Origin of the sequence: Pseudoalteromonas luteoviolacea H33-S (assembly GCF_001625695.1) — a bacterium.
GTDB classification, from domain to species: Bacteria; Pseudomonadota; Gammaproteobacteria; order Enterobacterales; family Alteromonadaceae; genus Pseudoalteromonas; species Pseudoalteromonas luteoviolacea_B.
In genome coordinates this window covers 129,733-156,160 of the sequence record NZ_AUXY01000122.1, presented here as the reverse complement: position 1 = coordinate 156,160, position 26,428 = coordinate 129,733, and the positions used below count along the sequence as shown (strand labels likewise).

Below are 26,428 nucleotides of genomic sequence, written 5' to 3'. Positions count from 1 at the left end.
CCGACATATATGCGTAAGACATTCGCAGCAATTGGTGTAGCTTTGGCACTTGGCCTTGCTGGTTGCAGTGAGCAACCAAAAACTGAGAACACGAGCAAAGTTGTACAGCAACAAGTATTAAGTTCAGGTATTGAGCTTGATAACATTGACCAATCAATTCGCCCTCAAGATGACTTCTATCGTTATGTGAATGGGAAGTGGTTGGATAGGACTGAGATCCCTGCTGACAAATCAAATTACGGCTCTTTCACAGAACTCCATGAAAAATCTCAAGCTGCACTAAAAGTTATTTTAGAAAATGCTGCTAAAGATGTTTCGGCCGAATCCGGTAGTGATGAATATAAACTCGGTGCGTTTTATAAAAGTTATACGGATGAGTTAGCAAGAGAGGAAATTGGTGTTGCTGCAATGGAAGATTATCTGGCGCCGATAAAAGCGTTAACCAATAAATCCCAGTTGCCTGCACTGATTGCCAAATTACAGCTTCAAGGCGGAACGACTCCTTTTTCTTGGTATGTCTATAACGATGCTAAGAACTCGACAGTCAATGCATTATATTTATTCCAATCTGGTCTGGGGTTACCTGATCGTGACTTTTATTTGAAAGATACCGAAAAATTCAAAAATAACCGAGCTGCATACCAAACCTATATCACCAATATCTTGTTTGAATTTGGCTATGATGAAAAAGGCGCTGAGCAAGCTGCAAAAGATATACTCGCACTTGAGACACAGATCGCTCAAGCACAGTGGACCCGTGTAGATAGTCGGGATGCATCTAAAACTTACAATAAGCTCACTGTAAGTGATTTGAATAAGCAAATGTCTGGATTTGATATCTCAGAGTACTTTGCTGTCATAGGTGTTAACGTTGAAGATATTATCGTATCTCAACCGTCGTATTTTACGCAGCTTTCTAACATTGTGAATAACACGGATATTGATGCATGGCGTGCTTACCTCACGTTTCATTTGGTAAGTAATTATGCCGAGTTGCTTGAGCGCAAAATCGTCGACCTTCATTTTGGCTTTTATGGTAAAACGTTACGTGGACTTGAAGCACAATCCCCTATGTGGAAAAAAGCAGCGGATGCGAGCAACGATGTGTTGGGCGAACTGCTGGGCAAAATTTACGTTAAAGAGCATTTTCCGCCAGAAGCAAAAGCGCGTATGAGCAAAATGGTCGATAATTTGATCCTTGGTTTTGACAAGTCGATTGATGACCTAGAGTGGATGAGTGCACAGACAAAAGCGGCCGCTAAAGCTAAGCTGAAAAAATTTACGCCTAAAATTGGTTACCCTGATCAGTGGCGTGACTACTCAGCCCTTGAAATCAATGCGGATGATTTAGTGGGTAACTATGTTCGTTACAACGAATGGTCACATCGTTTAATGATCGAGGATTTAGGTAAACCTGTCGATCGTTCAAGATGGTATATGACGCCGCAAACGGTTAACGCCTATTATAATCCAGTAAATAATGAGATTGTATTCCCTGCTGCAATTTTGCAGCCACCATTTTTTAATTTAGATGCCGATGATGCGGTTAACTATGGTGCAATAGGTGCTGTCATCGGGCATGAAATTGGCCATGGGTTTGATGACCAAGGCGCTAAATATGATGGTGATGGCAACCTACGTAATTGGTGGACCGATAGTGACTTATCACAGTTTGAAGCAAGAGGTAAGCAGTTAATTCATCAGTTTAATGGCTTTAAACCGTTTGACGACGTACATGTCAATGGTGAGCTTACACTGGGCGAAAATATTGGTGATTTAGGTGGTTTAACGGTTGCTTATCAAGCTTATAAATTATCGCTTCAAGGTAAAGAAGCGCCATTAATTGATGGGTATACAGGTTCGCAACGTTTCTTTATGGGGTGGGGTCAAATTTGGCGTCGAGAGTATCGTGAGGAAGAGCTGAGAAATCGACTAATGACCGACTCGCATTCACCAAGTGAGTATCGCGTGATTGGTATTTTATCCAATATGCCACAATTCCATAATGCCTTTGATGTAAAGGAAGGTGATGGCATGTATAAAAAGCCAGAGGAAAGAGTAAAGATTTGGTGATCCTCAATTGAATCTGATTAGACCCGCTAAGACTTAATCTTGAGCGGGTTTTTTTGTGGAATAAACGGGCTTTTTGAAAATTTGATAGCGCTGTCATTTTTTCTTCTATATGATGAAAAGCTAACAATAAGTTGGTTAATGCTATTAATTTGGGTCACATATCTCCTAACGCTGCGCAATATCATAAATCGTATAATTCAGAATGCGCAACGCTTGAGAAAAGCTTTTGCTAAAATGTGATTTCAAGGAATAGCCTTTAGGAGCTAATATGAATCTACGAAAAAATATGCTTGCGCATATGTTTGCAACGACGCTGGTCACTGCCTCATGGGGCGCCAGTGCACTGCTTTCTCAACCTCAGCTAGACGCCTTTGCTAAAGATACACACCTCACTTTTGCTGTAGAAAATAACTTCCATGGTGCTGCTGGTAGTTTCATTGGCTCTATGTCATTAAAAAATAACTCTAATGTTGCTTTACCTAAGGGTGAAAGTGATTGGCAGATTTATATACACTCAGTTCGAAAAATAAAAACATTAGCTTCTGCAGGTTTACGCATAGAGCATGTTAATGGTGATTTACATCGTTTTGTCCCAACCCCTGAATTTGCCGGATTAGCAGCAAATGAATCGCTGAAAATTGAGTTTGAAGCTGCGGCGTGGATTGCAGCATATACAGATTTTATGCCGCGAGCATTTATCGTATCGGGTCAATCACTACCAGTGATTTTCGCAAATACAGATACTGAAGATATGCTGTCATTTGTGGCACCCATTGAGCGCGAAAATCAGCTTAAAAGGCACAATGAGCCACTAGACTACTCCCCATTAGCTAACGCTGCTTGGCGATATGAGCACAATGCCCATACTGTAAAAATTGACAAAGAAGCGGCGCTAAAACGTATTATTCCTAAACCGCAAAATGTAGACTTCAACCGTGGTGTCGCACAGTTGGATAATAAATGGCAAATCCGCTTTGCTGGGCGTTTGAAATCTGAAGTCGCTGTTTTCCAAGAGGACTTAAGCGAATTTGGTCTTACATTGGATGCAAAAGCAGATCATATTGCAGCTGGCAAAGTCCCGACGATTTTTTTAAAAGTTGAAGAGGAAGAAGGACGCTATACACGCCAATCAGGTAGCTACAAACTAGAAATTGACGACGATAAGATAGAGATTATCGGTGTTGATAACGCGGGTGTTTTCTACGGGATACAAAGCTTACTAGCACTGTTGACGAAAGTGCAAGATGGCAGTGTAGAAGCGCCTAACGTTGAAATTGACGATACACCGAGATACGGCTGGCGTGGTATGCATTATGACAATGCACGAAACTACCATGGTAAAGAAGCCTTGTTTAAGCTTGTCGAGCAAATGGCGCGCTACAAGTTAAATAAATTCCACTGGCACTTTTCAGATGATGAAGGCTGGCGTTTAGAGATCCCTGGTTTACCTGAATTATCGGAAATTGGTGGATATCGCTGTTTTGATTTAGAAGAGCGTACATGTTTGCTAACTCAGCTTGGGACTGGTCCATTTAAGTCTGGTTCAGGCAATGGTTACTTATCACGTGAAGATTTTGTTGAGCTACTTAAATTTGCCAAAGCCAGACACATAGATATCATTCCGGAAATTGAAGGTCCGGGTCATGCTCGCGCAGCCATCAAAGCGATGGAAGCCAGATATCACAGATTAATGGAGCAAGGCAAAGAAGCAGAAGCGCGCGCTTTCTTATTGAGTGATCCTGAAGATAAATCAGAATATTTGACGGTACAAAACTACACAGACAATTCATTCAATGTCTGTATGGACTCGACGTATGCGTTTGTCGAAAAGGTGACTTATGAACTGCAAGGCATGTATCGAGAAGCTGGCACACGATTAGAGAATCTACACTTTGGTGGTGATGAAGTGGGGGCGGGTTCTTGGACGCAATCGCCTGCATGTGATGCACTATTTAAAGAGGCGAACAATGGTATTGCAGGGCCTGCGGATCTGAAACCTTACTTCACGCAGCGCATCGCAAAAATATTTGCTAAACGCGGGATCGCACCAGGTGCTTGGGAAGATGGTTTGATGTATGACCGTGTGAACCCGTTTAAGCGTGATGAGTTCCCGAATCAAGTATTCACCGCTAACGTATGGGATAACATTTGGGAGTGGGGAGTCGCAGACAGGGCTTACCGTTTGGCCAATGATGGTTATCAGGTCGTGCTATCTCACGGCACACATTTGTACTTTGACCATCCTTATGAAGCACACCCAGCTGAACGTGGCTATTATTGGGCTGCAAGATATACAGATACTAAAAAAGCATTTAGCTATATGCCGGATGATGTCTATGCTAACGCAGATTTTACCCGTAATGGCGAAGCAATAGACAATTTAGAAGCGCTTGTTGGTCGACCGTTACCAAAGCTCGAAAAACCTGAAAATATCTTGGGTATGCAAGGGCAGGTATGGACTGAAACGATCCGTACTGAAGATCAGGTGATGGCAATGATGTTCCCACGTGTCTTGACCGTCGCTGAGCGTGCTTGGCATAAAGCAAGCTGGGAAGGTGAGCAGCCAAATGAAAAAGCACGCGCTGCTGACTGGCAAGAGTTTTCAGCAACACTGGCTTTAAAAGAGCTTAGTAGGCTAGTTACAGATGGTGTGAATGTGAACTTGCCTGTACCTGGCGCGGTAATGAAAGGTGGTCAGCTATTAGCTAATAGTGCATTCTCATTTTTGACGATTGAAGTAAGTCTGGATGCGGGTAAATCATGGCAGACCTATTCAGGTCCGATGACAGTGACTAACTCATCAGATGTCCGTTTGAGAACCACATTAGATGGTAAAAAGTACAGCCGTATTACAGGTTTAGAATAAACTAGCTGATAATTAAAAAATAAAATAGGGGCATATGCCCCTTTTTTAAATCCAGTTTAGTATAATTTCTAACTAGAAATACGTGTAAAATTAACGTAAAGTTAAATGTCAGCGCTGTCATTTTTGGCGGGCATGACGATTAGATGGTGATATGTAAATCGAAAGCACCGTCAAAAAACAATAAACTTTTAACAACGAGTAAAAATTTATGGAAGCCACTGTGTCGAATTCAACACCTCGAAGCAACGCCATACCTTTGGCCATAGTTGCTGCTATGTTTTTTATTTTGGGTTTTGTGACTTGGTTAAATGGGTCACTGATGCCTTACTTGCAGCAGTTATTTGATCTTAGTTCAGTTCAAGCTTCATTAGTTTTGTTTTCTTTTTATATTTCGGTGACGATTACAGCAATCCCGTCGGCAAAAGTTATCAAGAAAATTGGTTACAAAAATGGTATGGCATTATCTGTTGCCATGATGATGGGTAGTGCTTTGTTGTACATTCCAGCAGCGAAAGCGCAGCTTTTCATCTTGTTTATTATTGCACAATTCACCATGGGTATTGCTCAAACGTTACTACAGACGGCAGTAAACCCGTATATTGTTAGATTAGGCCCTGAAGAGTCGGCTGCGGCACGAGTCAGTTTGATGGGGATCCTAAATAAAACGGCAGGTGTGATCGCGCCAATCGTATTTACTGCATTAGTATTAGGTGGTTTTACTGAAGTTTCTGACACTGCGCTGACGCAAACAGAAAAAGATGCGATGGCTCAGAACCTAATATTACCATACCTTGGGTTAGCAGCCTTTATTGGCATGTTTGCATTAGCAATTAAATTTTCACCACTGCCTGAAATTACTGAAGAAGAAGAATCTGGAGCAAAAGGTACTGTTAGAGAAGCGCTTGCTCATCCAAATTTAGCTTTGGGTGTTGTTGCACTATTTTTGTATGTAGCTGTAGAAGTAATCGCAGGAGATACAATAGGCTCATTTGCGCTTGCTTTTGGCATGGATAATTACACTGTCATGACCTCATATACAATGGGCTTTATGGTATTTGGTTATGTCTTAGGTATTTTACTGATCCCTCGTGTTATTTCTCAACAAACTGCTTTAGCATCATCGGCTATTTTGGGGATGGTACTGTCTTTTGCGATTGCATTTTCAAATCCAGAAAGTACAATCAATGTAATATTTGCAGGTGAAATGCCGTTAGCAGTACTATTTTTAGCAATATGTGGTTTGGCAAATGCCATTATGTGGCCTGCAATTTGGCCTCTTGCACTATCAGGGCTTGGTAAATTGACTAGCGTTGGCTCTGGCCTGCTTGTTATGGGTATTGCTGGCGGTGCATTTGGTCCTTTATTCCTTGGTTTAGCTAAGGGGCCAGAAGCGACAGTTGCGTCAAGTCAAAGTGCGTATTTAATTTTATTTCCTTGTTACATCTTTATTCTTTTCTATGCACTGAAAGGTCACAAGATGAAAAGCTGGAAATAAATAAACAGAATTTCTATTTATAAGTAGAAATAATCCCGTGTGTAATGCCACCTAATTTAGGTGGCATTTTTTTTATACCTAATAAGATAAAATATGTGGCCTTATGGCGCAGATGAAAATTGTTTACCCCCACAATACTCTATTAGCCTTACTAATTTTCAGATGTATGCGACCGATTTATGATGATTTGATTCATTCTTAGCTGGCGCTTGTTGAGCGGCACTCTAGGTGGGTTATAACAAAGCTGCTTAAACGGCTTAGACATCAAGAAAGGTTGTATATGGAGTAAAAAGCGGCTCAGCGAGTGTATAACATGCTCAAACTTAACCTTAGACAAAAAACACCGTGTACTAACACGCATACCTGAGCCAATAAGTTCTCCGGTAAATATAATGACTTGTGGTCGATGGATTTTATGAGCGATACGCGCAATTACGGATATTGCTTTAGAACACAGAACGTACTGGATGATTACAATCACTAAGTGTTAGTGGTTGATGTTGATACAAGCATCATCGCTGTGCGAATGAGCCGAGAGTTGGAAAGGCTCACTGTATGGCGTGGAAAACCAAAACAAACTCGAGTTGATAATAATCCAGAATTTACATCAAATGCTTTTGGGAGTTGGGCTACTGAGAAACGAATGAAGGAAGGGTTGTTCAGTCTGTCAGTTCGGTAATGTTGATGGAGTTAATCGCAGTTATCAAGAAGAAGTATTGGATTTATAACTGTTTGAGCTATTTCAGCAGGTTTCTGATGCTACAGAAGAGTGGTTAGATATTTATGATTATGAACGTTCTCATGGTGAATAAGGAAAAGGGCTACATTGAAACAGTATAAAATTCGACTAAATATCTGTATTAAGCTAGGTGGAATTACATATTAGCTGTTCTAATTTATAGCTGAATCATATGATAAGAAAGGGTATACAGTTGAGTATTTGTAAATAAAAGAAATTAAAACAAGGAGTTGATTACGAACTTACTTTTAAAGGGGGTTATGAAAATTACACGAAGTTTAAGGGGAGATGGGGCGACTGATGGGGCTCGAACCCACGACAACCGGAATCACAATCCAGGGCTCTACCAACTGAGCTACAGCCGCCACAATGTTTCGTGTAACACCTCTTGGGTGTGGCGCGAATAATACAGCGTTTTACCGATAATGCAAAGCCTTTTTTTATTTTTTTGTCTATTTTAGTCTGTTTGGGGAAAATCTCCACAAAATGTCTAATATTTATACCTGTTGTAAATGATTATATTGATAACTCTCTGAAACAGGACGCTTTATGGACATCATACTAGATTGGTTCAATAACAATTCAGATTTTATTGTGCACTATGCGCTTCAGGCATTACTCGCCTTATTTATATTTTTGATTGGGCTAAAAGTAACACGCTTTTTATCTAACTTAACAGAAAAGGCCATTTGTAATCGCAAAGTGGATAAAGCAGTAGGTGTGTTTTTAGCAAACATCGTATATGCCTTGGGCTTTGTTGCGACATTACTCATGGCATTATCTCAGGTGGGTGTTGAGACAACCTCATTTATTGCCATTTTGGGTGCTGCAGGTCTCGCAGTCGGACTTGCTTTACAAGGTTCGTTGTCTAACTTTGCATCGGGCGTGTTAATTATTATACTGCGCCCATTTAAGTCTGGTGATTACATAGATGCAGGTGGGAAATCTGGCAGCGTACGCAAAATAGAGATATTTTCAACTGAACTGATTACGCCAGACAATAAAGTTATTATAATACCTAATTCCTCCATTATGTCTGGTGCGATAGTAAACTATTCACGTGAAAAGACGAGACGGATCGATTTAGTCATTGGTGTCGGTTATGAGTCAGATCTGAAAAGTACGAAGACAGTACTGGAGAGCGTCTTGAATAATGAAGCTCGCATCTTGAAAGAGCCTAATTATACTGTAGCAGTATTAGAACTAGGAGATTCGAGTGTGAACTTTGCCGTTAGGCCATGGGTTAATACAAGTGATTATTGGCCAACTTACTTTGATTTGCTAGAAAACATTAAAGTTGCATTGGATGATGCAAATATTAGTATTCCGTATCCGCAAATGGATGTGCACTTACAAAAAATTGAAAAATAAGGTTGATTTTAGAATGAAATTAAAATTGTTCTCTTTGTGTGCATTGATGACTATGTCATCACAACTCGCTGCAGAAGAAATTGTTGATAGCAGCATCCCCCCAGAAGAAAAAGAGTGGGATATTACCAGCGAGGTTGGTGCTATTATCACTAGCGGCAATACGGAAACGACTACCCTAAAGGGGGAAATAAAAGCTAAGCATCACCTAGATAATTGGCGTAATGAATATAAGATCGACGGTATTTTCAAAGAAGATGAAATTGAAAATGATAACGGCGAAAAAGTGAAAGAACGTACCAATGAAAAGTACTCTTTATCTGTACAGGGTAATTACAAGCTAATAGAGGATCATAGCCATCTATTTATTTTTGGCTCTTATGATTCTGATTATTTCGGGGCGTATAGAAGTGAGGCAGTATTGTCAGTTGGTTATGGTCACAGATTACTTAGCCGCCCGAATATGTACTTAGACTTTGAAATAGGACCCGGTGTTAAGCGCTTTGAATACCAAGATGACAGTACAGAAATGAAAGATGGACAGCTGCTTGCTGGAGAAACAGAGAGCGAAGCGATTGGTGTTGCTAAACTAGATTATGAGTGGGTTGTCTCTGAAAATGCAAAGTTTACACAAGTCGTTGCAATAGAGTATGGCGATACGAATACTAAGACGGAATCTGAGACTGCCTTGATGACGAAAGTAAATGGCTCATTACAGATGAAAGTGGCATATAAAATCACAAACAATTCAGAGGTTGACGAAGGAAAAGAAAAAACGGATACAGAAACTTCATTGACGCTTGTTTACAGTTTTTAACGAAATGAATCGATTATTCACAAACTTATGACAAAAAAAAGGGCCTAGGCCCTTTTTCTATTTCATTGTTATCGTGTAGAATGTGCAATCTTTTTTTGGTTATTGACTAGCGGGATACTGACTCTGATGTATTTTAAACATGTTTTAGCAATAGTTTTATTGGGCTTCAGTGCTTTTGCGAGCGCATTTACGCCTACGGCGCAGCAAATAGAACAGTTTAAAAAGTTGCCTCAGTCACAACAAGAAACGTTAGCTAAACAGTATGGTATTGATTTATCAAGCATTGGTGTGCAGAGTAATAATGAACCCCAAGGGCAAGCCAATGAAAAAAGCATATTGCCGCGAAAAGATAATTCAATTGAAGATACCCCGGATCCTCTTAAGCCGGAAGAAACAGAATTAAAACCATACGGCTATGAATTGTTTGCTGGAGAGCCAACAAGTTTTGCGCCGACTGAGCAGTTGTCAGTGCCTAATGACTATATTATCTCAAATGGAGACAGCTTCTCTGTAAGCCTTTATGGCAAAGACGCTGCAACACACCTTATTACTGTTGATCGTGAAGGTCGCTTAAATATCCCTGACTTTTCACCTATTTATGTCGCTGGTTTGGCATATGGCGAATTGAAAGAATTAATCGATGAAAAAATTTCTAATGAAGCGATAGGTCTAAAAGTTTTTGTCTCAATATCAGAACTAAGGAGCTTAAGAGTCTTAGTCGTCGGTGAAGCTCATAAACCTGGTAGTTACTCACTATCTCCATTGTCTACTGTCACTCACGCCTTATTCGCAAGTGGAGGTCTCTCTGAGATAGCTTCTCTGAGAAACATTCAAGTGAAAAGACGAGGGAAAATTATCTCTCAGCTAGATCTATATGATTTGCTACTGAAAGGGGACAGCTCTGGTGATGTAACGCTCCAATCTGGTGATGTTGTATTTATCCCGTCTGTAGGTCGGCAGGTTTCAGTTGAGGGTTTTGTTAAAAGGCCAGCAATTTTTGAGTTGAAAGATGGTGAGACAGCCAAGTCTTTAGTCAATATGTTTGGAGGGTTTAAAGAAAACGCGTTTCTTGAGCAAGTAGAAGTAAAGCGTGTTATTGAACATACCAAAAAGTCAGTTATTTCAGTCGATTTTACTCAAAACAAGACAGCCTACACCCCGCAAGGTGGAGATTATCTTAAGGTAAAGAGTGTTAATAGTGAGGTCATTGACTCTGTAACGCTGATCGGTGCGGTTTCACGGCCTGGTTATTATGAGTGGAAGAATGATATCACATTTGATCAATTGGTCAGTAATACAAAGACGGACTTGCTTCCTCAAGCTGATGTAGATTACGCACTTATTGTAAGAGAAATCACAGCGACGAATGAAATAGAAGTCATACAGTTTTCAATTGTTGAAGCATTGAAAACTAAAAACGTATTTTTAAATAAAAATGATGAGGTTTTTGTATTTAGTCGCTTTAATGATTTAGAAAAAGAAGAAGCTGCACTTAAAAATTTAGCCCTCACAGAAACAGAACAAGAGCTTCAAGAAAAAGTTAAATTGTGGCACTTATATGAGCGAAGACAGTTTGATCAAAAAGTGTTATTTGACATGGCTCTAAATGAGGCCTTGCTCGATGAAAGCGAAGAAGAAGTAGAAATTAAAGTTGAAGAGGAAATAACACCAACGACTTTCGGAAGAGAGACTTTACTCGCTCCAATTCTCGCTCAATTAGAATATCAAGCGACTGTTGGTAGTTCCAAAGCGACGTTTGAAGTCGATGGCCAAGTTAGGTTTCCTGGGGTATTTCCTTTAGCAAAAGGCCTTGATGTAAAAGCTGCTATTACAGCAGCAGGTGGGCTACTTGAATCTGCTTATGTAGATTTCGCAGAAGTGACCAGAGTATCTCCATCAGGTGATGTAACTTATATTAAAGTGACAGATATAGACAAAGAGTTATCTACAGATAGCATTTTATTGCAAGGGCGAGATACATTAAATATTTTGATGCAGCCAAATTGGCAAGAGAGCTATAAAGTACATTTGAAAGGAGAAGTTGTTTTTCCTGGAACTTATACGATTAAACGTGGTGATACTCTCCAAGAAGTGCTTGCTAGAGCAGGTGGGATAACTGGGTTTGCTGAACCTAAAGCCGCAATTTTCACTCGCGAGGCGATTAAAGAACAAGAACAGAAACAGCTGAAAAGATTATCTGAGGACCTTAGAAAAGACATTGCGTCAAAGAGTTTCCAGAAATCAATTGGTTCAAATACATCATTAACTTATGAAGAGACTAACAAGTTACTCAAAGATCTTGCCAGTGTCGAAGCTTTAGGTCGACTAGTCATTGACTTACCAAGCATTCTTGAAGAACGAACTGTATTGAGTTTACAAGATGGAGATACTTTGCATGTACCTGGTCGCCAAGACTCAATATCAATCATTGGTGAAGTCAATTACAGCTCATCTCACTTATTCAGGGAGGGGACTTCAATTGAGGACTATATCAATTTAAGTGGTGGGATGAGAGATAGAGCTGATGAAGAGAAAGTTTACGTTATCAAAGCAAATGGTGCCGTGTTTATACCGAATAGAAGCAGTTGGTTTGCGGTGAATAATACAATTCAGCTTGAAGCCGGAGATACCATTGTCGTTCCAATGGATGCATCTCATATGGATAGTTTAACTCTTTGGAGTACAGCAACACAGATCTTTTACCAACTAGGTGTTGGTATTGCTGCTATTGCTCGGATTTAAATTTAGGAATTGACATGAATCGTGAAAGCAATGAGAAAACTATCCACTTAAGTGAATTAGTGTCAGTTCTTTGGCAGAAAAAGTGGTGGGTCCTTATTCCTACTATTGTTAGTGCCATTATTAGTGTTTATCTTGCATTAGGTATGACTAATATATATCGGTCATCCGTGACATTAGCTCCGACAGAAAGCTTGATAGAAGGGCATGGTTCCAGTGGGTTTGGTGGCGGTCTTGGTGGTTTAGCGCAGCTTGCTGGTGTTGGTGGAGCGAACTCAAAAGTTGACAGAATAGATCTTGCAATTGAGATTATGAAAAGTAAGGCTTTTGTTTTTGAATTTATTCAATCCGAACTTGAGCTTGCGGAATTAATCGCTGTTAAGCATTGGCACAAAAACGACAATATAATAGAAATTGATAGCACGTATTTTGATGTCGAAACTGGAGACTGGAAAGAATCTCCATTCAATGACTCTCGCAAGGAGCCTGAAAAGCTTAATGTGTATAAGTACTTCATAGAGAATGTGCTCGATATCAATCAAGATAAATCCACAGGAATCATAACTGTTTCTATGGAGCATGAGTCTCCATATTACGCCAAATCTATGTTAGATAAGTTTATTGTTATGATTAATAATAAAATAAAAGACAATGATATTAGAGACGCTCAAGAAAGCTTATCATTTTTGGAAGCTAGGCTGGAAGTTACGAATGTTGCAACATTGCAAACAAGCTTGTACAGCCTTATGCATAAAGAGATGCAAACAATCATGCTTGCAAACTCAAAAGCTGAATACATCTTCAAAACAATAGATCCAGCTTTTGTTGATGAAAATAAAGTCGCACCAAGAAGAGCTTTTATTGTTATTCTTGCTGTATTTTTTACTTTTGTAGCTGCATCAACAATTCAGTTATTACGATTTTTCTGGAAAAAATGATGAATTTATATTCTGTAGTCATAGCATTCTTTTCATCTTTTTGCACTCTATACTTATTGAGCTCGATTGCAGCTCGAATAGGTTTGTTAGACAGGCCTTGTGAGAGAAAGCAGCATGTTGGTGCGATTCCTCTGATTGGAGGTATGAGTGTCTTTTTCGCGGTTTCACTAGCGCTTATTATACCGTTAGCACAAAATCAGAGCTTAACCCTTTTCTTAATTGCCGCTGGTGTTATTGTTTTTATAGGGGTTTTGGATGATAAATACAGCTTAAGTGTGCGCTCTCGTTTGATAGGTCAAACCCTAGTGTCCGCTATTTTGATTTTTGGCCTCGATCTGTATGTTGTATCTTTGGGTAATATCATCGGTTTTGGTGATTTCTACTTAGGTAGTGTGGGAAAAATATTTACTATAGTGGCTGTAATAGCAGCAATTAACGCGTTTAATATGATTGACGGAATTGACGCGCTGTTGGGTGGCACTGGTATTGTAGCATTTATTGCCTTAGGCTTGATGTCATACATGTCTGGAAACTTTTTGGTATCTTCTATCAGCTTTGCGTTTATCGCTGCTTTAATTCCGTATTTGCTTGCCAACCTAAATATGTTTCCATTTAGAGATAAAAAAGTGTTTATGGGTGATGCCGGTTCAATGTTTATTGGCTTAACGGTAATTTGGCTGGTTGTGTATTCTATTCAGGATACAAAATTTGGTGAAAGTGCATTTAGGCCTGTATTTGCTCTATATATTCTTGCTCTTCCTCTAATGGATATGGCTGCAATAATGTATAGACGGATAAAAAAAGGCAACTCTCCATTTTCACCAGATAGAGATCACATCCACCATATTTTCATGAGAGCGGGCTTTACTGCAAGGCAAGCAGCATTGATTCTAGTAATAGTGTCTTCATTGATAGCTGCTTTGGGACTAGTTTTTGAGCTAATGAATACACCTGATTACGTTATGTTATTCGTATTTCTAGGGATTTTTTGTTTATACTCATACTCGATACAGCACTCGTTTAGGCTAACTAAGTTTTTCAGACGCTTTTTAACAATGAAAAATGCGTAAAGATTTAATCGAAACGTCTTCTAGATTTGTAATTACAGCCATACTCCAGCTTTCGTGCTTTCTGGTAAGCTCCAAAGTCCTCAGCATTGAGGAGTTTGGAGTTCTCAGTATTGTTCTTGCGTATGCATTTATAGGCGCTAATATATCTGTTTCTGGCCTCCCTGCCTCTCTGGTATATTTTTTTACGAAAAACAATTATAAGTTAATAGTACTACATCTAACGGTAGTCCACAGTTTAGTTGTTATGAGTCTATTTTCGTTAGGGATATTTATTGCTTGGCAATTAGAGCTAGAAACATTTCTTTTCGCTTCTTTGATTGCTACCAGCCAGTTTTTATTTATTGTTGTTTCTGGGGTGTTGCAAGCATCTAATAAAATTAGATTATTGAATATATTTACATTAGCACAATGGGGAATGCTATCAGCTCTACTAGTTTACATGTACTTCTCAACTGCCAGCTTGTATGGCGTTGTAATCTCTTATGTCTTGTCTTTTGCAATACCCAGCGCCGTGGCTCTTTTAGTATTGAAAAGCAGTGTTATACGTTATTTAGGCACATTTTCATCTAAGAATCTCATAAAGAAGCGAAGAATAATACGTATTTACAAATATGGCTTTGTTTCATTCACAGGCTCTTTAATTGGGTTTCTGAATCATAGGTTAGATCTATTGATTGTAGGTGGCATACTCGGTACCCACATCGCTGGCCTGTATTCTTTTGCAATACAAATTGTAGAAAGGTTGTCTATTTTTTCTCAAGCATTTACTACAGTCTACTTTCCAAAGCTTCGTCGCTTGAATGGACGCCAGTCAAGGCTTAGTGAAATAAAGAAAGCAATTAAATATCTGATAATAATATTAATTCCAACATTTATAACTTTCTTTGTTTTTTATGAGGCTATTTTAAAACTTTTCTTTGATAGTAAATATGAAGATGCGTACAAAATTATCAATATTTTGGCCGTTGGTGTTTTTGTAGTTTCCATTAATCGGCTGCTCTTTATTTTTAATAGTGCAAATGGTGATATCACAGCAAACCTAAAAATTGGTTTGATGTCTCTAGGTACAAATGTAACTTTAAGCATAGCAGCAGTTTTTATTTATGGTGAGTCGGGTATTGCACTCGTAACCTGCGTAGTCGCATTTTTATCACAAATATTAGTTGTGAGATATATAAGAAAGAGTGATTAAATATGAAATATATAATTGCCTCGGGGTGGTGGTGTGATGATGATAAAGCGGATGACCGTGCTGCTAAATATGGAAATTCTGAATTAAGAAAAGTTGGTTTCTTTGATAAGTGGTATGAAGCAATCAGAAAAAATGCAAGTCCGCATCAAATCGTTGTAGTCGATAGTCACTCACCTGTAAAACCGGACTTGAGCAAATATGAGAATCTTGTTTGGTTAGAAAAAGACCGTAATGCTGGTCATTCAACCAAGCATAAAGGTAAGTATTGTGGTGTGACAATATCGTTTTTAACTAGTTTGATGCATGTATACTGCTCTGAAGCAGACTATTGGGTTTATATCGAGCAAGATGCGTTGATTAAGGGGCCGGGGATTATTGAGCATGCAATTCAAAAGATGACGAAGCCAATGATGTTTGGTGATGGCTGGGGGACTCCTCAACCTATGCAGCAGTCATTCATGATTATTAAGCGAGAATATATCCCTACATTCATTGCTCAATTATGTCGTATTTCAGCAAAAGATTGTGAAATTTCGCCTGAGTATAAGTTTGCTATTGCCTCTTCAAAAATATTATCTGTAATGCCTGAGTGTTTCTTTAAGGGTATCGAGAAAGGTACATTTCTACAGAAAGTGTTAGCCAAAATGACATTCTATTTTGCGAATACAGATTTTATGAGCGATTCATCATTACTTCCATTTGGCTACGGAAGGGCAAGGCCAATTAATTTTAATGATGACTATTTCTACTTTCAACACGGTGATGAGAGTGAATTGAATAATTACTCAGAAAAGTGAAATAAATGATATTACATTTAGTGCCAACTGCAGAAAAGTACTCTGAGACGTTTATTTGGAATTTGATTCGGTCTGTTTCTCAGACTACACGTTGCCGAGTCCTTTTTTCTGAAGGGAATTGCTCTCTACTTGATTCTCATCAAGTGACAGGCAAAGATACAAACCAGTTGCAAAAAGTACGTTTTAAGCTGCTAAGTTACTTTCATGGAGGCTCATTCTTCAATTTATCTCAATTAAATGAACATATTAAAAAAGCTGAACCTAAAGTAGTTCATGCCCACTTCGGCTATTTCATCAAGGATATTGCGTTTATTCGGAAGCATTACCCGAATATTAAATGTATCATGAGCTTTCATGGTACGGATATAAACTCTGTTATCCGCAGTTCAAAAGGGCTTAGAACGGCACTTCAAGAATTGTCGCAAGATGAGGGTGTAGTATTTACTTTTCCAAGTGAGTTCCTTAAGCGCGCTTTTTTAGAGATTATTAGCGACTCTCGTGCTCAGTTAAAGGTGATTTCTAACTCGGTTGAATCACGTTTTGTAAAGTGCTGGCAACCGACGGACAATACTGTTTTTTCCGTGCTGTCTGTCGCGCGATTGGAAGAAGTCAAAGGGATAAAGTACTTAATATCTGCAGCTAAACTGATTGCTGAGAGTAATATCTCCCTAAAAGTTCGTGTTGTTGGTGAGGGGTCTTGTCGTGCAGAATTAGAAGCTTTTATATCTCGCAGCGGGCTCAGAAATAGCTTCGAACTAGTTGGCAAGAAAAGCCGGGATGAGATCATTGATTACATCAGAACATCAGATGTTTATGTCCAGCCTTCGATTACGCTTGCTAATGGGCAGCAGGAGTCTTTTGGGGTTTCTGCGCTAGAGGCCGCTGTATCGGGTATCCCAATAATTGTTACGGATTCAGGGGGACTGTCGAATACAATTGAAGACAGCAATGATAATCACTTTATTGTACCTGAAAAAAGTGCGCAGGCTCTAGCCAATTTGATTATATCAATAATTCAAAACAATAAGTTTATAGAACCGTCTGATGAATATATCAATAGGTTCTCTGAAGAAAGTCTATTAAAGATCTGGCTTAGTCTTTATTGTCCAGAGAATCATAAATGTGGTGCTAATTAAATTATCCTCTCCACAGTTCAATTGCATGATGCATGTAAATATGAGTCAGTATACAATCACTACATTTATAGTGAAGGCATGGAAAAAACTATGTTGTTATAACGTCGGCACTGAACAATGTTTTGGAAGGTCGCTTTGAAAGTTACCCTGGGTATGAGAATGGCAATCGTAGAAGTCATTAATGCTCAAGTTTTTAAAAATTACCACGAAGTTGTAGGTGTCCCTTCAAAAATTATCTCGGAAAGAACATGAAAAAGGTCATTATTTTTACCAGCGATCTATATCAAGGTGGTGTCGCTGAATCTACAAGAAAAATTGTCAAAGTGCTCAGTGAGAGAGCTGATGTCACACTATGTAGTTATGACAGCTTACCTATCAATAAAGAGTTACCTGCGAGTGTAAACGTTAAAAGCTTCAACCTTCCATTATCTGTAGGCTTCAGAACCAGTGCTTTTGGAAGAAGTGTGACAAAAATCACGCGTTTTCTTGCATTGCCCATTGCTTTTTTAAAGTTACGAAAAGTAATTAAAGAAACCAATGCTGATGTAGTTTATTCAATGACCTACATCCCGAATATACTTAACGTATTGTGTTCAAAGTACTTCAATTACAAATGTATACTTTCGGAGAGGCAAGATCCAAGAGAAGATTTATCAACGGACAGCGTATTGGCTAAAGTTGTGAAAAAGCTATATCCATCTGCAGATGTTATTCATGTAAATTCCGAAGAAATGAATGGTGCAGTAAGCGAATTTTATGAAATAAGTGCTGAGAAACTGTTTCACTTTGATAATTTCTTTTTTGAAGCTGAGCTAAATGAACTTGCTAATCAACCAGCAGATCTTCCTATGGATAATAAGATTAAATTGGTGACATCGGGCAGGTTGAGCAAACAAAAGGGCCAGTGGCACTTAATTGAACTGGTTAAGGAATTAAGAAGCAGAGGCAAAGATGTCGGCCTGCTTATACTTGGGGAAGGAGAGTTAAGAGATGAGTTAATTCAACTTGCATGTGAGTATAATATTTCAGAGCACATTCATATGATTGGTAATGTTGACAATCCTCATAGCTACGTAAAACAATGTGATTTATTTATTTTTCCTTCTTTATGGGAAAGCTTTGGCAATACATTGGTTGAAGCGATGGCGCTGAAAGTTCCTGTTGCCTCAACCGTATGTAGAAGCGGCCCGAAACAAATCATTGAAGGTGGCAAATATGGTATGAGCTTGGGCTTACTTCCTTATCATGGAGAACAGTTGTCTAGTGAGCGAGTGAGTCTAGTGTGTGATAAGCTCGAAACTTTATTGGATAGTGAGCTTTCTAAATATGGTGAATTGAGCTATCAAGGTTATAGCAGGTTTGATGCACAATCCATTTCTAAGAAAATATACGCATTATTTTTAGACTCATGAATCAACTCAGCGTGACTAAAACTCTAGCCTTAGCAGTATTAATATTGTTACCTTTTTGGGCCCTACCGATATTACCGGGAACATTCAGACCTATTTCAATGTTTTTAACATTGCCCTTGGGTTTGATGTATTTACTAACAGCTATTCGAGAGGACAAATTAGAAAAAACAGAAGTGTTATTACTGATGTTTTTTTTAACCGCTCTATTTTTCTCTTGTGTACAGTTTGCTTTTTTAGGGGGGGGGGCTAGTACTTTTATTATCGGTAATTTTCTATTGGCATTGGGGATATTCGGATATTTTGGTTTTAGGTTTTGTTTAAGAGAGTTTGGGTTAACGAAAGTCCTAGGCTATGTGAAAGCTGCAATATATATTATTGTTGCGGTTGGCTGGTTTGATGTTTTAGGATGGCTTGGGATTATACCTGATGCGTTGAGGGGGATGGTCAATTACGCGATAGCAGGTAAATCATCTAGTAGGATTGTTTTAACAGTGTCTGAACCCGCTTGGGCGAGTAGATTGGCATTGTGCTTTTTACCCTTTGCATACTACTTCTGGTCGGTTGAGCGGACATTACTGAACAAATTTGCGCTAGGTTCTTTATTTATTTTCTTTTTGCTGTGCTTTTCATTGTCGGGCATTGTTGTTTTGCTTTCTGCAATTGGTCTTTACCTGATATCTCAAATTTCTATTAAGGTGATTTTCAAGACTTTTATTTTAATTGTCGTGCTATGTACATCATTATTTTTTGTTTTTGAAAAAATGAAAGAAGAAGGTGGTTACTTTGTATCTAGGTTTGACAAAATAGCCTCCATCGAATCGGTAGATTCATTGATGACGCTTGAAGCGCTGGCTGCTATTGATGGGTCTGCACTTATTCGCATAGGGTACCCTTGGATCGCCCTGCAAGTTGCATTTGATGAACCTTTGGGGATTGGAGTCGGCAGGTACCCAGAATATTTTAATGAGAAAATAACGCAATATGGCAAAATTGTGACTAACGACATTGCTGTTGCAGAGCATATTGCAAAAAAAAGTGCAGATCAAAGAAGTTATTTTATTAAGGTGTATTCTGAAACAGGCCTGTTATCGTTATTCCTTGTCTGTTTTTATGTCTCGATTCATCGAAAGCTTAAAGTACTTAAGCAAAAGTTCGAAGGTAAACATGTTCACTTGTATAAATTATGTATTGCACTACTTTTATCAATGTTTGTTTGTTACGGTAATATGATACAATTCGCGTCTTTTATCTTTCCATTTTACTGGTTTGCACCAGCAATGGTTAATTACCTTTATCTCAACGAAGAAAAAAGTTGATAATTGGTATTTTTTGTTTCCTATTTTGTATAAAGGTTTATGTATGCTTGCACGTGAACTTCGCCACTATCTATCGAGGCCTAGTTGAGTGTAATGTTGGTTTTAGGTATTTAAATGAAGAAAATAGTCGTTTTAACGTCTCGCTTTCCGTATCCAGTTATTGGGGGTGATAGGCTTAGGATTTATCAAATTTGTAAGGAACTGGCAAAAACTTATGAGTTACACCTTGTGAGTTTATGTGAGTCCAAACATGAATTAGACATGGAGGTAGCTGATAATGTCTTCCATAGTATTGATAGGGTTTATCAACCGAAGTGGCGCTCTTATATCAACTGTTTAGGAGCATTAGTAACACGAATACCACTTCAAGTTGCTTATTATTCTAATGGACAATTTGCAGCTTTGGTTAATCGGAAAGTAAAAGAGTGTGACTATGCTTTATCACACCTCGTGCGCACAGCGCGGTATTTGGATAATACTGAAATCCCAAAGGTGCTTGAAATGACAGACGCAATCTCTATGAATTACGAGCGAGTGTCTGCAAACGACAAAGGGGCAAGTATAAAAACACTTATTTATACATTAGAGCAAAGTCGACTAAATAAATTTGAATTAGAACAGATTGAGAGTTTTGATTATACGGCATTAGTGAGTCAGTACGACAAGGAGTATCTGCTAAAAGAGAGTGATAAGAACTATAATAAAGTGGTTGTTAGTTCAAACGGCGTTGATACAAACGCTCTAAAATATAACTATCACGGGGACTCAAAGCAATTAATATTCATCGGTAACTTGTTTTCTGTCCAAAATTTAGATGCAGCACTGTGGTTTGCGAAAAAAGTGATGCCGCTGTTACGTGAACACGATGAATACACTTTTAAAGTGATAGGACGAATTAAAGAACGAGATAAACAGAAGTTTAGTGGCTGTGAAGGGGTTGAATTAACAGGCTCTGTCGACAGCGTGGCGGATGCAGCTAGTCATTCTTTGGCTGGTATTTGTTCTGTTCGCCTTGCGGCTGGTGTTCAAAACAAAATATTAGAATACATGGCTTTGGGTGTGCCGTGTGTCAGTTCTTCTATAGGTTTAGAAGGGCTAGAAGCCAAGCCAAATACAGACATTCTCATTGCTGATGAGCCTGAAGAGTATGTAGATGCAATTATCAAATTGACTTCAAGTAAAGAAGTATCTGAAAAGATTGCAATTCATGGGCGTAATTATGTAGAGATTCATCACTCGTGGACATCAAAACTACATAATTTCATAGAAGTTTTCGGAAAATTTTAATATGAGCTATCACATGATTTTACCTGTCATTATGGCTGGGGGGTCTGGAAGTCGCCTTTGGCCTCTTTCTAGAGGAAATTACCCAAAGCAGTTTCTAAAATTAAATAGTGAGTTTTCTATGTTACAAGAAACTTGCTTAAGGTTGGAGGGGCTAAATCATTTACCACCTCTGCTTATTTGTAATGAAGAACACCGTTTCCTTGCAGCAGAACAAATCCGTTTACTCAAACAAGAACACAGTGGCATATTACTTGAACCATTTGGTCGTAATACAGCTCCTGCTGTTGCAATTGCTGCCATAAAAGCGCTTGACAGTGGTCAGGACCCATTGTTATTAGTTCTGGCCGCAGACCACGTAATTCAAAACCCCAATGCATTTAAAGAAAGTGTCTCACGTGCAAAGCCTCTTGCTGAAGCAGGTCAATTAGTGACATTTGGGATCGTTGGTGATAAGCCAGAAACAGGATATGGCTATATTCGTCGTGGCTCTCCATTGGAAAATCAACAAGGGTTTATTGTAGATCGTTTTGTTGAAAAACCGAGTTTGGAAATCGCTGAGCAATATATCGACAGTGGTGAATACTACTGGAACAGCGGCATGTTCCTTTTTAAAGCCAGCAAATATTTAAAAGAACTGAAACAGTTTCGAGCCGATATCTACGAAGCTTGTATTGCGTCTATGAATCAACAGTCTGTCGACTTTGACTTTATTAGACTCGACGAACGTGCATTTTCTGTTTGTCCCGATGAGTCGATAGATTACGCTGTTATGGAAAAAACTAAAGATGCAGTTGTTGTTCCAATGGATGCTGGTTGGAATGATGTAGGTGGATTTAAAGCTCTTTGGGAAACAGCGACTAAAGATGAACAAGGCAATGCATTTAGCGGAGATATTATTGCCATTGATACCGAAGATACATATGCATATAGCGACGATAAACTGATTGCCACTGTCGGAGTAAAAGACTTGGTTGTGGTTAGTACCAAAGATGCTGTCTTAGTTGCCCATAAAGAGCAAACTCAAAAAGTGAAATCAATAGTTCAAAAGCTCAAGAGTGAGCAAAGAAGTGAAGCTACCTTTCATCGTGAGGTTTATCGCCCATGGGGTAAATATGACTCGGTTGATAGTGGAGAGCGTTTCCAAGTTAAACGGATTACCGTAAAACCGGGTGCAAAACTATCAGTGCAAATGCACCACCACCGCGCTGAGCATTGGATTGTGGTATCTGGCACGGCGAAAGTGCAAATCGATGACACCGAGCAGTTTGTCACTGAAAATGAGTCTGTTTATATTCCAATTACCGCTGTTCATGCGCTTGAGAATCCAGGTAAAGTTGATCTGGAACTAATAGAGGTGCAATCAGGCTCGTATTTGGGGGAAGATGATATCGTTCGCTTTCAAGATCGCTATGGAAGAGTGACAGGTAAATGATGAATACGCAAACAATTATAAAAGACAGCGGAATTTCGTTTGGCACAAGTGGGGCAAGAGGACTTGTTGTAGACTTTACGCCAGAGGTGTGCGCTGCGTTTTCAATTGCGTTCATAGATAGTATAGGTGAACAATTCGAGTTTGATACGGTTGCGCTTGGGATTGATAATCGTCCAAGCAGTTTAGCGATTGCGAACGCTTGTGCTGCTGGACTAAAACAGTTAAATGTAAACGTTGTTTTTTATGGCGTGTTGCCGACACCAGCACTGGCGTATACAGCAATGAAAGATGGTATGCCTTCCATCATGGTAACAGGTAGCCATATTCCATTTGATCGAAATGGATTAAAATTTTATCGTCCTGATGGAGAAATAACGAAACAAGATGAATTGTCTATCTTGTCGTCAGATGTTGTGTTTTCAGCTATCAGCATTGATGATGTTGTCTTAGAAAGTAACTCTCGAGCTGTGGACTTATACGTATCACGTTATACCTCCTTATTTAGCTCAACGACTTTATCCGGTAAAAAAATAGGCATTTATGAACACTCAAGTGCCGGTAGAGAGATTTACAAAGCGCTTTTTGAGCAGCTTGGTGGTGAAGTGATCAGTTTAGGTCGAAGTGATCAGTTTATACCGATTGATACAGAAGCCGTATCTGATGAAGATAAAGAGAGAGCAAAAGCGTGGGTTAGTCAGCATAATTTAGATATGCTGTTTTCAACAGATGGAGATGGGGATAGGCCTCTTGTTGCTGGTGAAGATGGTATATGGCTAAAAGGTGATACTCTAGGGCTACTTTGCAGCCAAGCTCTCAAAATCGAAGCATTGGCAACACCTGTCAGTTGTAACACCGCTATTGAATTGTCAGAGTCCTTTAAAGAGGTAACGAGGACAAAAATTGGTTCACCTTATGTGATAGAAGCTTTTTCAAAGTTAGAGACTAAATACGATCGCATTGCGGGTTTTGAGGCAAACGGTGGATATTTGTTAGCGTCAAGCATTGAGGTTAACGAACAATTATTAGCAGCGTTACCGACCCGAGATGCTGTTTTGCCAGCTTTGATTTTGATTGCGCAGGATATACCAATTTCTCGTTTGCAAGAGTCACTGCCGCAACGTTTCACTGCAAGCGACCGGTTGAAAAATTTCGCAACTGAAAAAAGTAAAGCTTTGATACATGAGCTCAGTATAAACCCCAATAACCTTTTAGTTCATCTAGGTATAAAAGGGCTTAAAGTTAATACCGTTTGTCAGGTTGATGGGTTGCGCATCTATCTGAGCTCGGGTGATATTATTCACTTAAGACCGTCAGGTAATGCACCTGAACTAAGATGTTATGTTGAAACAAGTAGTCAGGAGCAAAGTCATATTTATTTAGACAGCTTCATTAATTTTTTCGGTGATGCGGCTTAAACATATCACTTAATTGAGTGACCTTTAGAATACAAGGTCACTCTTCCTCATTTCAAATCATTAATCTCTAATTGAAACTTTAGAACTTGTCGCCGATAGCTGTAATGGGAGTTGAAATGCCCCCCGTTGTGAAATGCATTATGGGATATTTTTATGACGAGTGTTTAACATTAAGTTACTTTGCACATTAATTTATGAACTAAATAGAGCTTTAGCGTTTGTATTGTTGTTGTGAAAGGTATATCAAGCAGCGCTAGGTTTGTTGTGCACTTTAGTGGATTACATGGTTTATTTTGTTTGCTACAATTCTAGTTTAGAACTGACGGTAATGTTGGTGAAGTTAATTTATGAGTAGGTTTTAAGAATGAAAATTACGGTCGTTGGTACTGGTTATGTTGGTTTGTCTAATGCACTATTATTATCTCAACATAATTCGGTAATAGCTTTAGACATAGATGCCGAAAAAGTCCAATTACTATGTAATCGACAGTCCCCAATAGAAGATAAGCACATCTCTGAGTATTTAAAGAATGAAGCGCTAGATTTTATGGCTACAACAGACAAGCTACAAGCATTGAAAGAAGCAGAGTTTGTCGTAATTGCAACACCTACTGACTATGACCCTGAAACCAATTATTTTAATACTGGTTCTGTTGAAAGTGTCATCCAAGATGTATTGGAGATAAATCCCGAAGCAGTAATGGTCATCAAGTCCACGGTGCCTGTGGGTTATACTGAATCTGTAAAAGCAAAGTTTAATAGTGACCAAATTATTTTTTCACCTGAGTTTCTACGTGAAGGCAACGCATTGTATGATAACTTGTATCCTTCAAGAATTATTGTCGGTGAAGAAAGTGATCGAGCAGAGACATTTGCAAACCTGCTTAAGCAAGGCGCTGAAAAAGATTCTATAGATATCTTGCTAACAAACTCTACTGAGGCTGAAGCGATAAAGCTATTCTCAAATACTTATCTAGCAATGCGCGTTGCGTATTTTAATGAGCTTGATAGCTACGCTGAAGCACATAATTTAGACACAAAGCAAATTATTGCAGGTGTAAGTTTAGATCCTCGCATCGGCGGACATTACAATAACCCATCATTTGGGTATGGTGGCTATTGTTTGCCGAAAGACACAAAACAGCTTCTAGCAAACTATAAAGATGTACCAAACAATATGATCAGAGCTATTGTTGATGCAAACGCTACGAGGAAAGACTTTATTGCGGACTCTATAGTAAATCGAAATCCAAAAGTGGTCGGTATATATAGACTTGTCATGAAAGCTGGGTCTGACAACTTTAGAGCTTCAGCAATTCAAGGAATTATGAAACGGATCAAAGCAAAAGGCATTGAAGTAGTGGTGTATGAGCCAACACTGCATGAAGAAACATTTTTTAATTCAAGGGTTGTTTCTAGTGTTGAAGAGTTAAAGTCTATATCGGATGTAATTGTTGCAAACAGAATGGATGATATGCTCATTGATGTGGCAAGCAAAGTGTATACCAGAGACTTATTTGGTAACGATTAGTCATCGTAACATTAAAAATGATTTTTCAGTTAGGGATAAAGCGGAATGTAGCTAACTGAAAAGTTTAAAATAGCCAGCAAAAAGTATAGGCGGCAAGTCTGTGATTTATTTTGGTAAACAAATTTGAAGATATTTATTAGCTAGGCCTTATTGACTAGACCTACTAGTAGTAACTATTTATCTTCGATAATGCTAAAATTTTTTGTTATTGCAAATAAGTACCTACGCCACATATTTCCCATATAGATGAATAACTCTCGAATTTCTTTCATCTTTAGCAGATAGTGAGGCTTGAAATTAAATTTGCTCAGTTAAAAGGGCAGATAAATTGGCCTAAAATTTTTTATATAGTATACTACAGCCATCATAAGGAGTGTGGTATTCCAAAGCACTGGAAGCTTGTATAGCTCAAGTCTGTTCGATTTTTCGAGTTCGTTTCTTAAAGTTGAGATGAGTAAAGTCACATTAGGCTTTTTCTTTGAAACTATCCAGTTACACAATGTAAAACCATCCCTTTTTTTACAATTATATATTCTCAATATCGAGATGAGGTTAATTTTTTTTACTTGTTTCGTAGTTGGGTAAACTTGTTACTTTTTAGTTCTTTACATAATGTTGTAATATGTAAAATTGAATGGAAAAAGAATTAGAATGAAACTAAAAGTTATTGCAACAAATCTTTAGTAAAACTCATGTAACATTAACGCAATGTAAACTTGCGATTGAGAACATCGCATGGTTTAATTAGCCATCGTATGAGTAGGACCCATGTTGTTAAGTAACCTCGAGCTTAGTAACGTAGAAT

Annotated in this window: 17 protein-coding genes and 1 tRNA gene; 17 read left to right on the top strand and 1 reads right to left on the bottom strand. The window is 38.7% G+C overall.

The window, feature by feature from the left end:
- The first annotated feature begins 9 nt into the window (after positions 1–9).
- The 3 genes from N477_RS23070 to nagP all read left to right on the top strand — a co-directional run bounded on the left by N477_RS23070 (position 10) and on the right by nagP (position 6,434).
- Positions 10–2,073, top strand: a complete 2,064-nt coding sequence (locus N477_RS23070; protein WP_063361419.1) for a M13 family metallopeptidase — start codon at positions 10–12, stop codon at positions 2,071–2,073.
- 268 nt (positions 2,074–2,341) lie between these two features.
- Entirely contained in the window at positions 2,342–4,939 is a 2,598-nt protein-coding gene (locus N477_RS23065) for a family 20 glycosylhydrolase (protein ID WP_063361420.1), read from the top strand.
- A 208-nt stretch (positions 4,940–5,147) separates the two neighbouring features.
- Positions 5,148–6,434, top strand: coding sequence for an N-acetylglucosamine MFS transporter NagP (gene nagP / locus N477_RS23060; protein ID WP_369122107.1), 1,287 nt, complete (start codon positions 5,148–5,150; stop codon positions 6,432–6,434).
- Positions 6,435–7,462: 1,028 nt separating this feature from the next.
- Here the strand turns inward: nagP and N477_RS23055 are convergent.
- Positions 7,463–7,538 (bottom strand) — tRNA-His (locus N477_RS23055).
- A gap of 184 nt (positions 7,539–7,722) precedes the next feature.
- Between N477_RS23055 and N477_RS23050 the strand changes: the two genes are divergently transcribed.
- From N477_RS23050 to N477_RS22985, 14 genes are all read left to right on the top strand, one after another.
- The gene (locus tag N477_RS23050) at positions 7,723–8,544 is read left to right on the top strand and encodes a mechanosensitive ion channel domain-containing protein (RefSeq protein ID WP_063361421.1); all 822 of its coding nucleotides are present in this window, start codon (positions 7,723–7,725) and stop codon (positions 8,542–8,544) included.
- Between the two features lie 13 nt (positions 8,545–8,557).
- Complete coding sequence (locus tag N477_RS23045; protein ID WP_063361422.1) at positions 8,558–9,358, top strand: DUF481 domain-containing protein; 801 nt, start codon at positions 8,558–8,560, stop codon at positions 9,356–9,358.
- Between the two features lie 126 nt (positions 9,359–9,484).
- Positions 9,485–12,100 carry an SLBB domain-containing protein gene (locus N477_RS23040; RefSeq protein ID WP_063361423.1) on the top strand — a complete coding sequence of 872 codons (2,616 nt, stop codon included), beginning with the start codon at positions 9,485–9,487 and terminating at the stop codon, positions 12,098–12,100.
- A gap of 14 nt (positions 12,101–12,114) precedes the next feature.
- Positions 12,115–13,035: a Wzz/FepE/Etk N-terminal domain-containing protein gene (locus tag N477_RS23035; RefSeq protein WP_063361424.1), complete on the top strand. Its 921-nt coding sequence runs from the start codon at positions 12,115–12,117 to the stop codon at positions 13,033–13,035.
- Positions 13,032–14,105 (top strand): UDP-N-acetylglucosamine--undecaprenyl-phosphate N-acetylglucosaminephosphotransferase, encoded by a 1,074-nt coding sequence (wecA, locus tag N477_RS23030; RefSeq protein WP_063361425.1) that lies wholly within the window; start codon positions 13,032–13,034, stop codon positions 14,103–14,105. The genes N477_RS23035 and wecA overlap by 4 nt, the downstream gene beginning before the upstream one ends.
- A complete protein-coding gene (locus N477_RS23025) occupies positions 14,098–15,297 on the top strand; it encodes an oligosaccharide flippase family protein (RefSeq protein WP_063361426.1) in 1,200 nt (399 codons plus the stop codon). Before wecA ends, N477_RS23025 begins: the two co-directional genes overlap by 8 nt.
- Positions 15,298–15,299: 2 nt before the next feature.
- Positions 15,300–16,094 (top strand): hypothetical protein, encoded by a 795-nt coding sequence (locus tag N477_RS23020; protein WP_063361427.1) that lies wholly within the window; start codon positions 15,300–15,302, stop codon positions 16,092–16,094.
- A 5-nt stretch (positions 16,095–16,099) separates the two neighbouring features.
- Entirely contained in the window at positions 16,100–17,230 is a 1,131-nt protein-coding gene (locus tag N477_RS23015; protein WP_063361428.1) for a glycosyltransferase family 4 protein, read from the top strand.
- A 248-nt stretch (positions 17,231–17,478) separates the two neighbouring features.
- A complete protein-coding gene (locus N477_RS23010; RefSeq protein WP_063361429.1) occupies positions 17,479–18,642 on the top strand; it encodes a glycosyltransferase in 1,164 nt (387 codons plus the stop codon).
- Complete coding sequence (locus tag N477_RS23005; protein ID WP_063361430.1) at positions 18,639–19,958, top strand: hypothetical protein; 1,320 nt, start codon at positions 18,639–18,641, stop codon at positions 19,956–19,958. The genes N477_RS23010 and N477_RS23005 overlap by 4 nt, the downstream gene beginning before the upstream one ends.
- 114 nt (positions 19,959–20,072) lie before the next feature.
- Positions 20,073–21,245 (top strand): glycosyltransferase family 4 protein, encoded by a 1,173-nt coding sequence (locus N477_RS23000; RefSeq protein ID WP_063361431.1) that lies wholly within the window; start codon positions 20,073–20,075, stop codon positions 21,243–21,245.
- Positions 21,246–21,258: 13 nt separating this feature from the next.
- Positions 21,259–22,677 (top strand): mannose-1-phosphate guanylyltransferase/mannose-6-phosphate isomerase, encoded by a 1,419-nt coding sequence (locus tag N477_RS22995; RefSeq protein ID WP_063361541.1) that lies wholly within the window; start codon positions 21,259–21,261, stop codon positions 22,675–22,677.
- Positions 22,677–24,092, top strand: a complete 1,416-nt coding sequence (locus N477_RS22990) for a phosphomannomutase (RefSeq protein WP_081216419.1) — start codon at positions 22,677–22,679, stop codon at positions 24,090–24,092. The genes N477_RS22995 and N477_RS22990 overlap by 1 nt, the downstream gene beginning before the upstream one ends.
- A 364-nt stretch (positions 24,093–24,456) precedes the next feature.
- Positions 24,457–25,623 (top strand): nucleotide sugar dehydrogenase, encoded by a 1,167-nt coding sequence (locus tag N477_RS22985; RefSeq protein ID WP_063361433.1) that lies wholly within the window; start codon positions 24,457–24,459, stop codon positions 25,621–25,623.
- Positions 25,624–26,428: the final 805 nt, after the last annotated feature.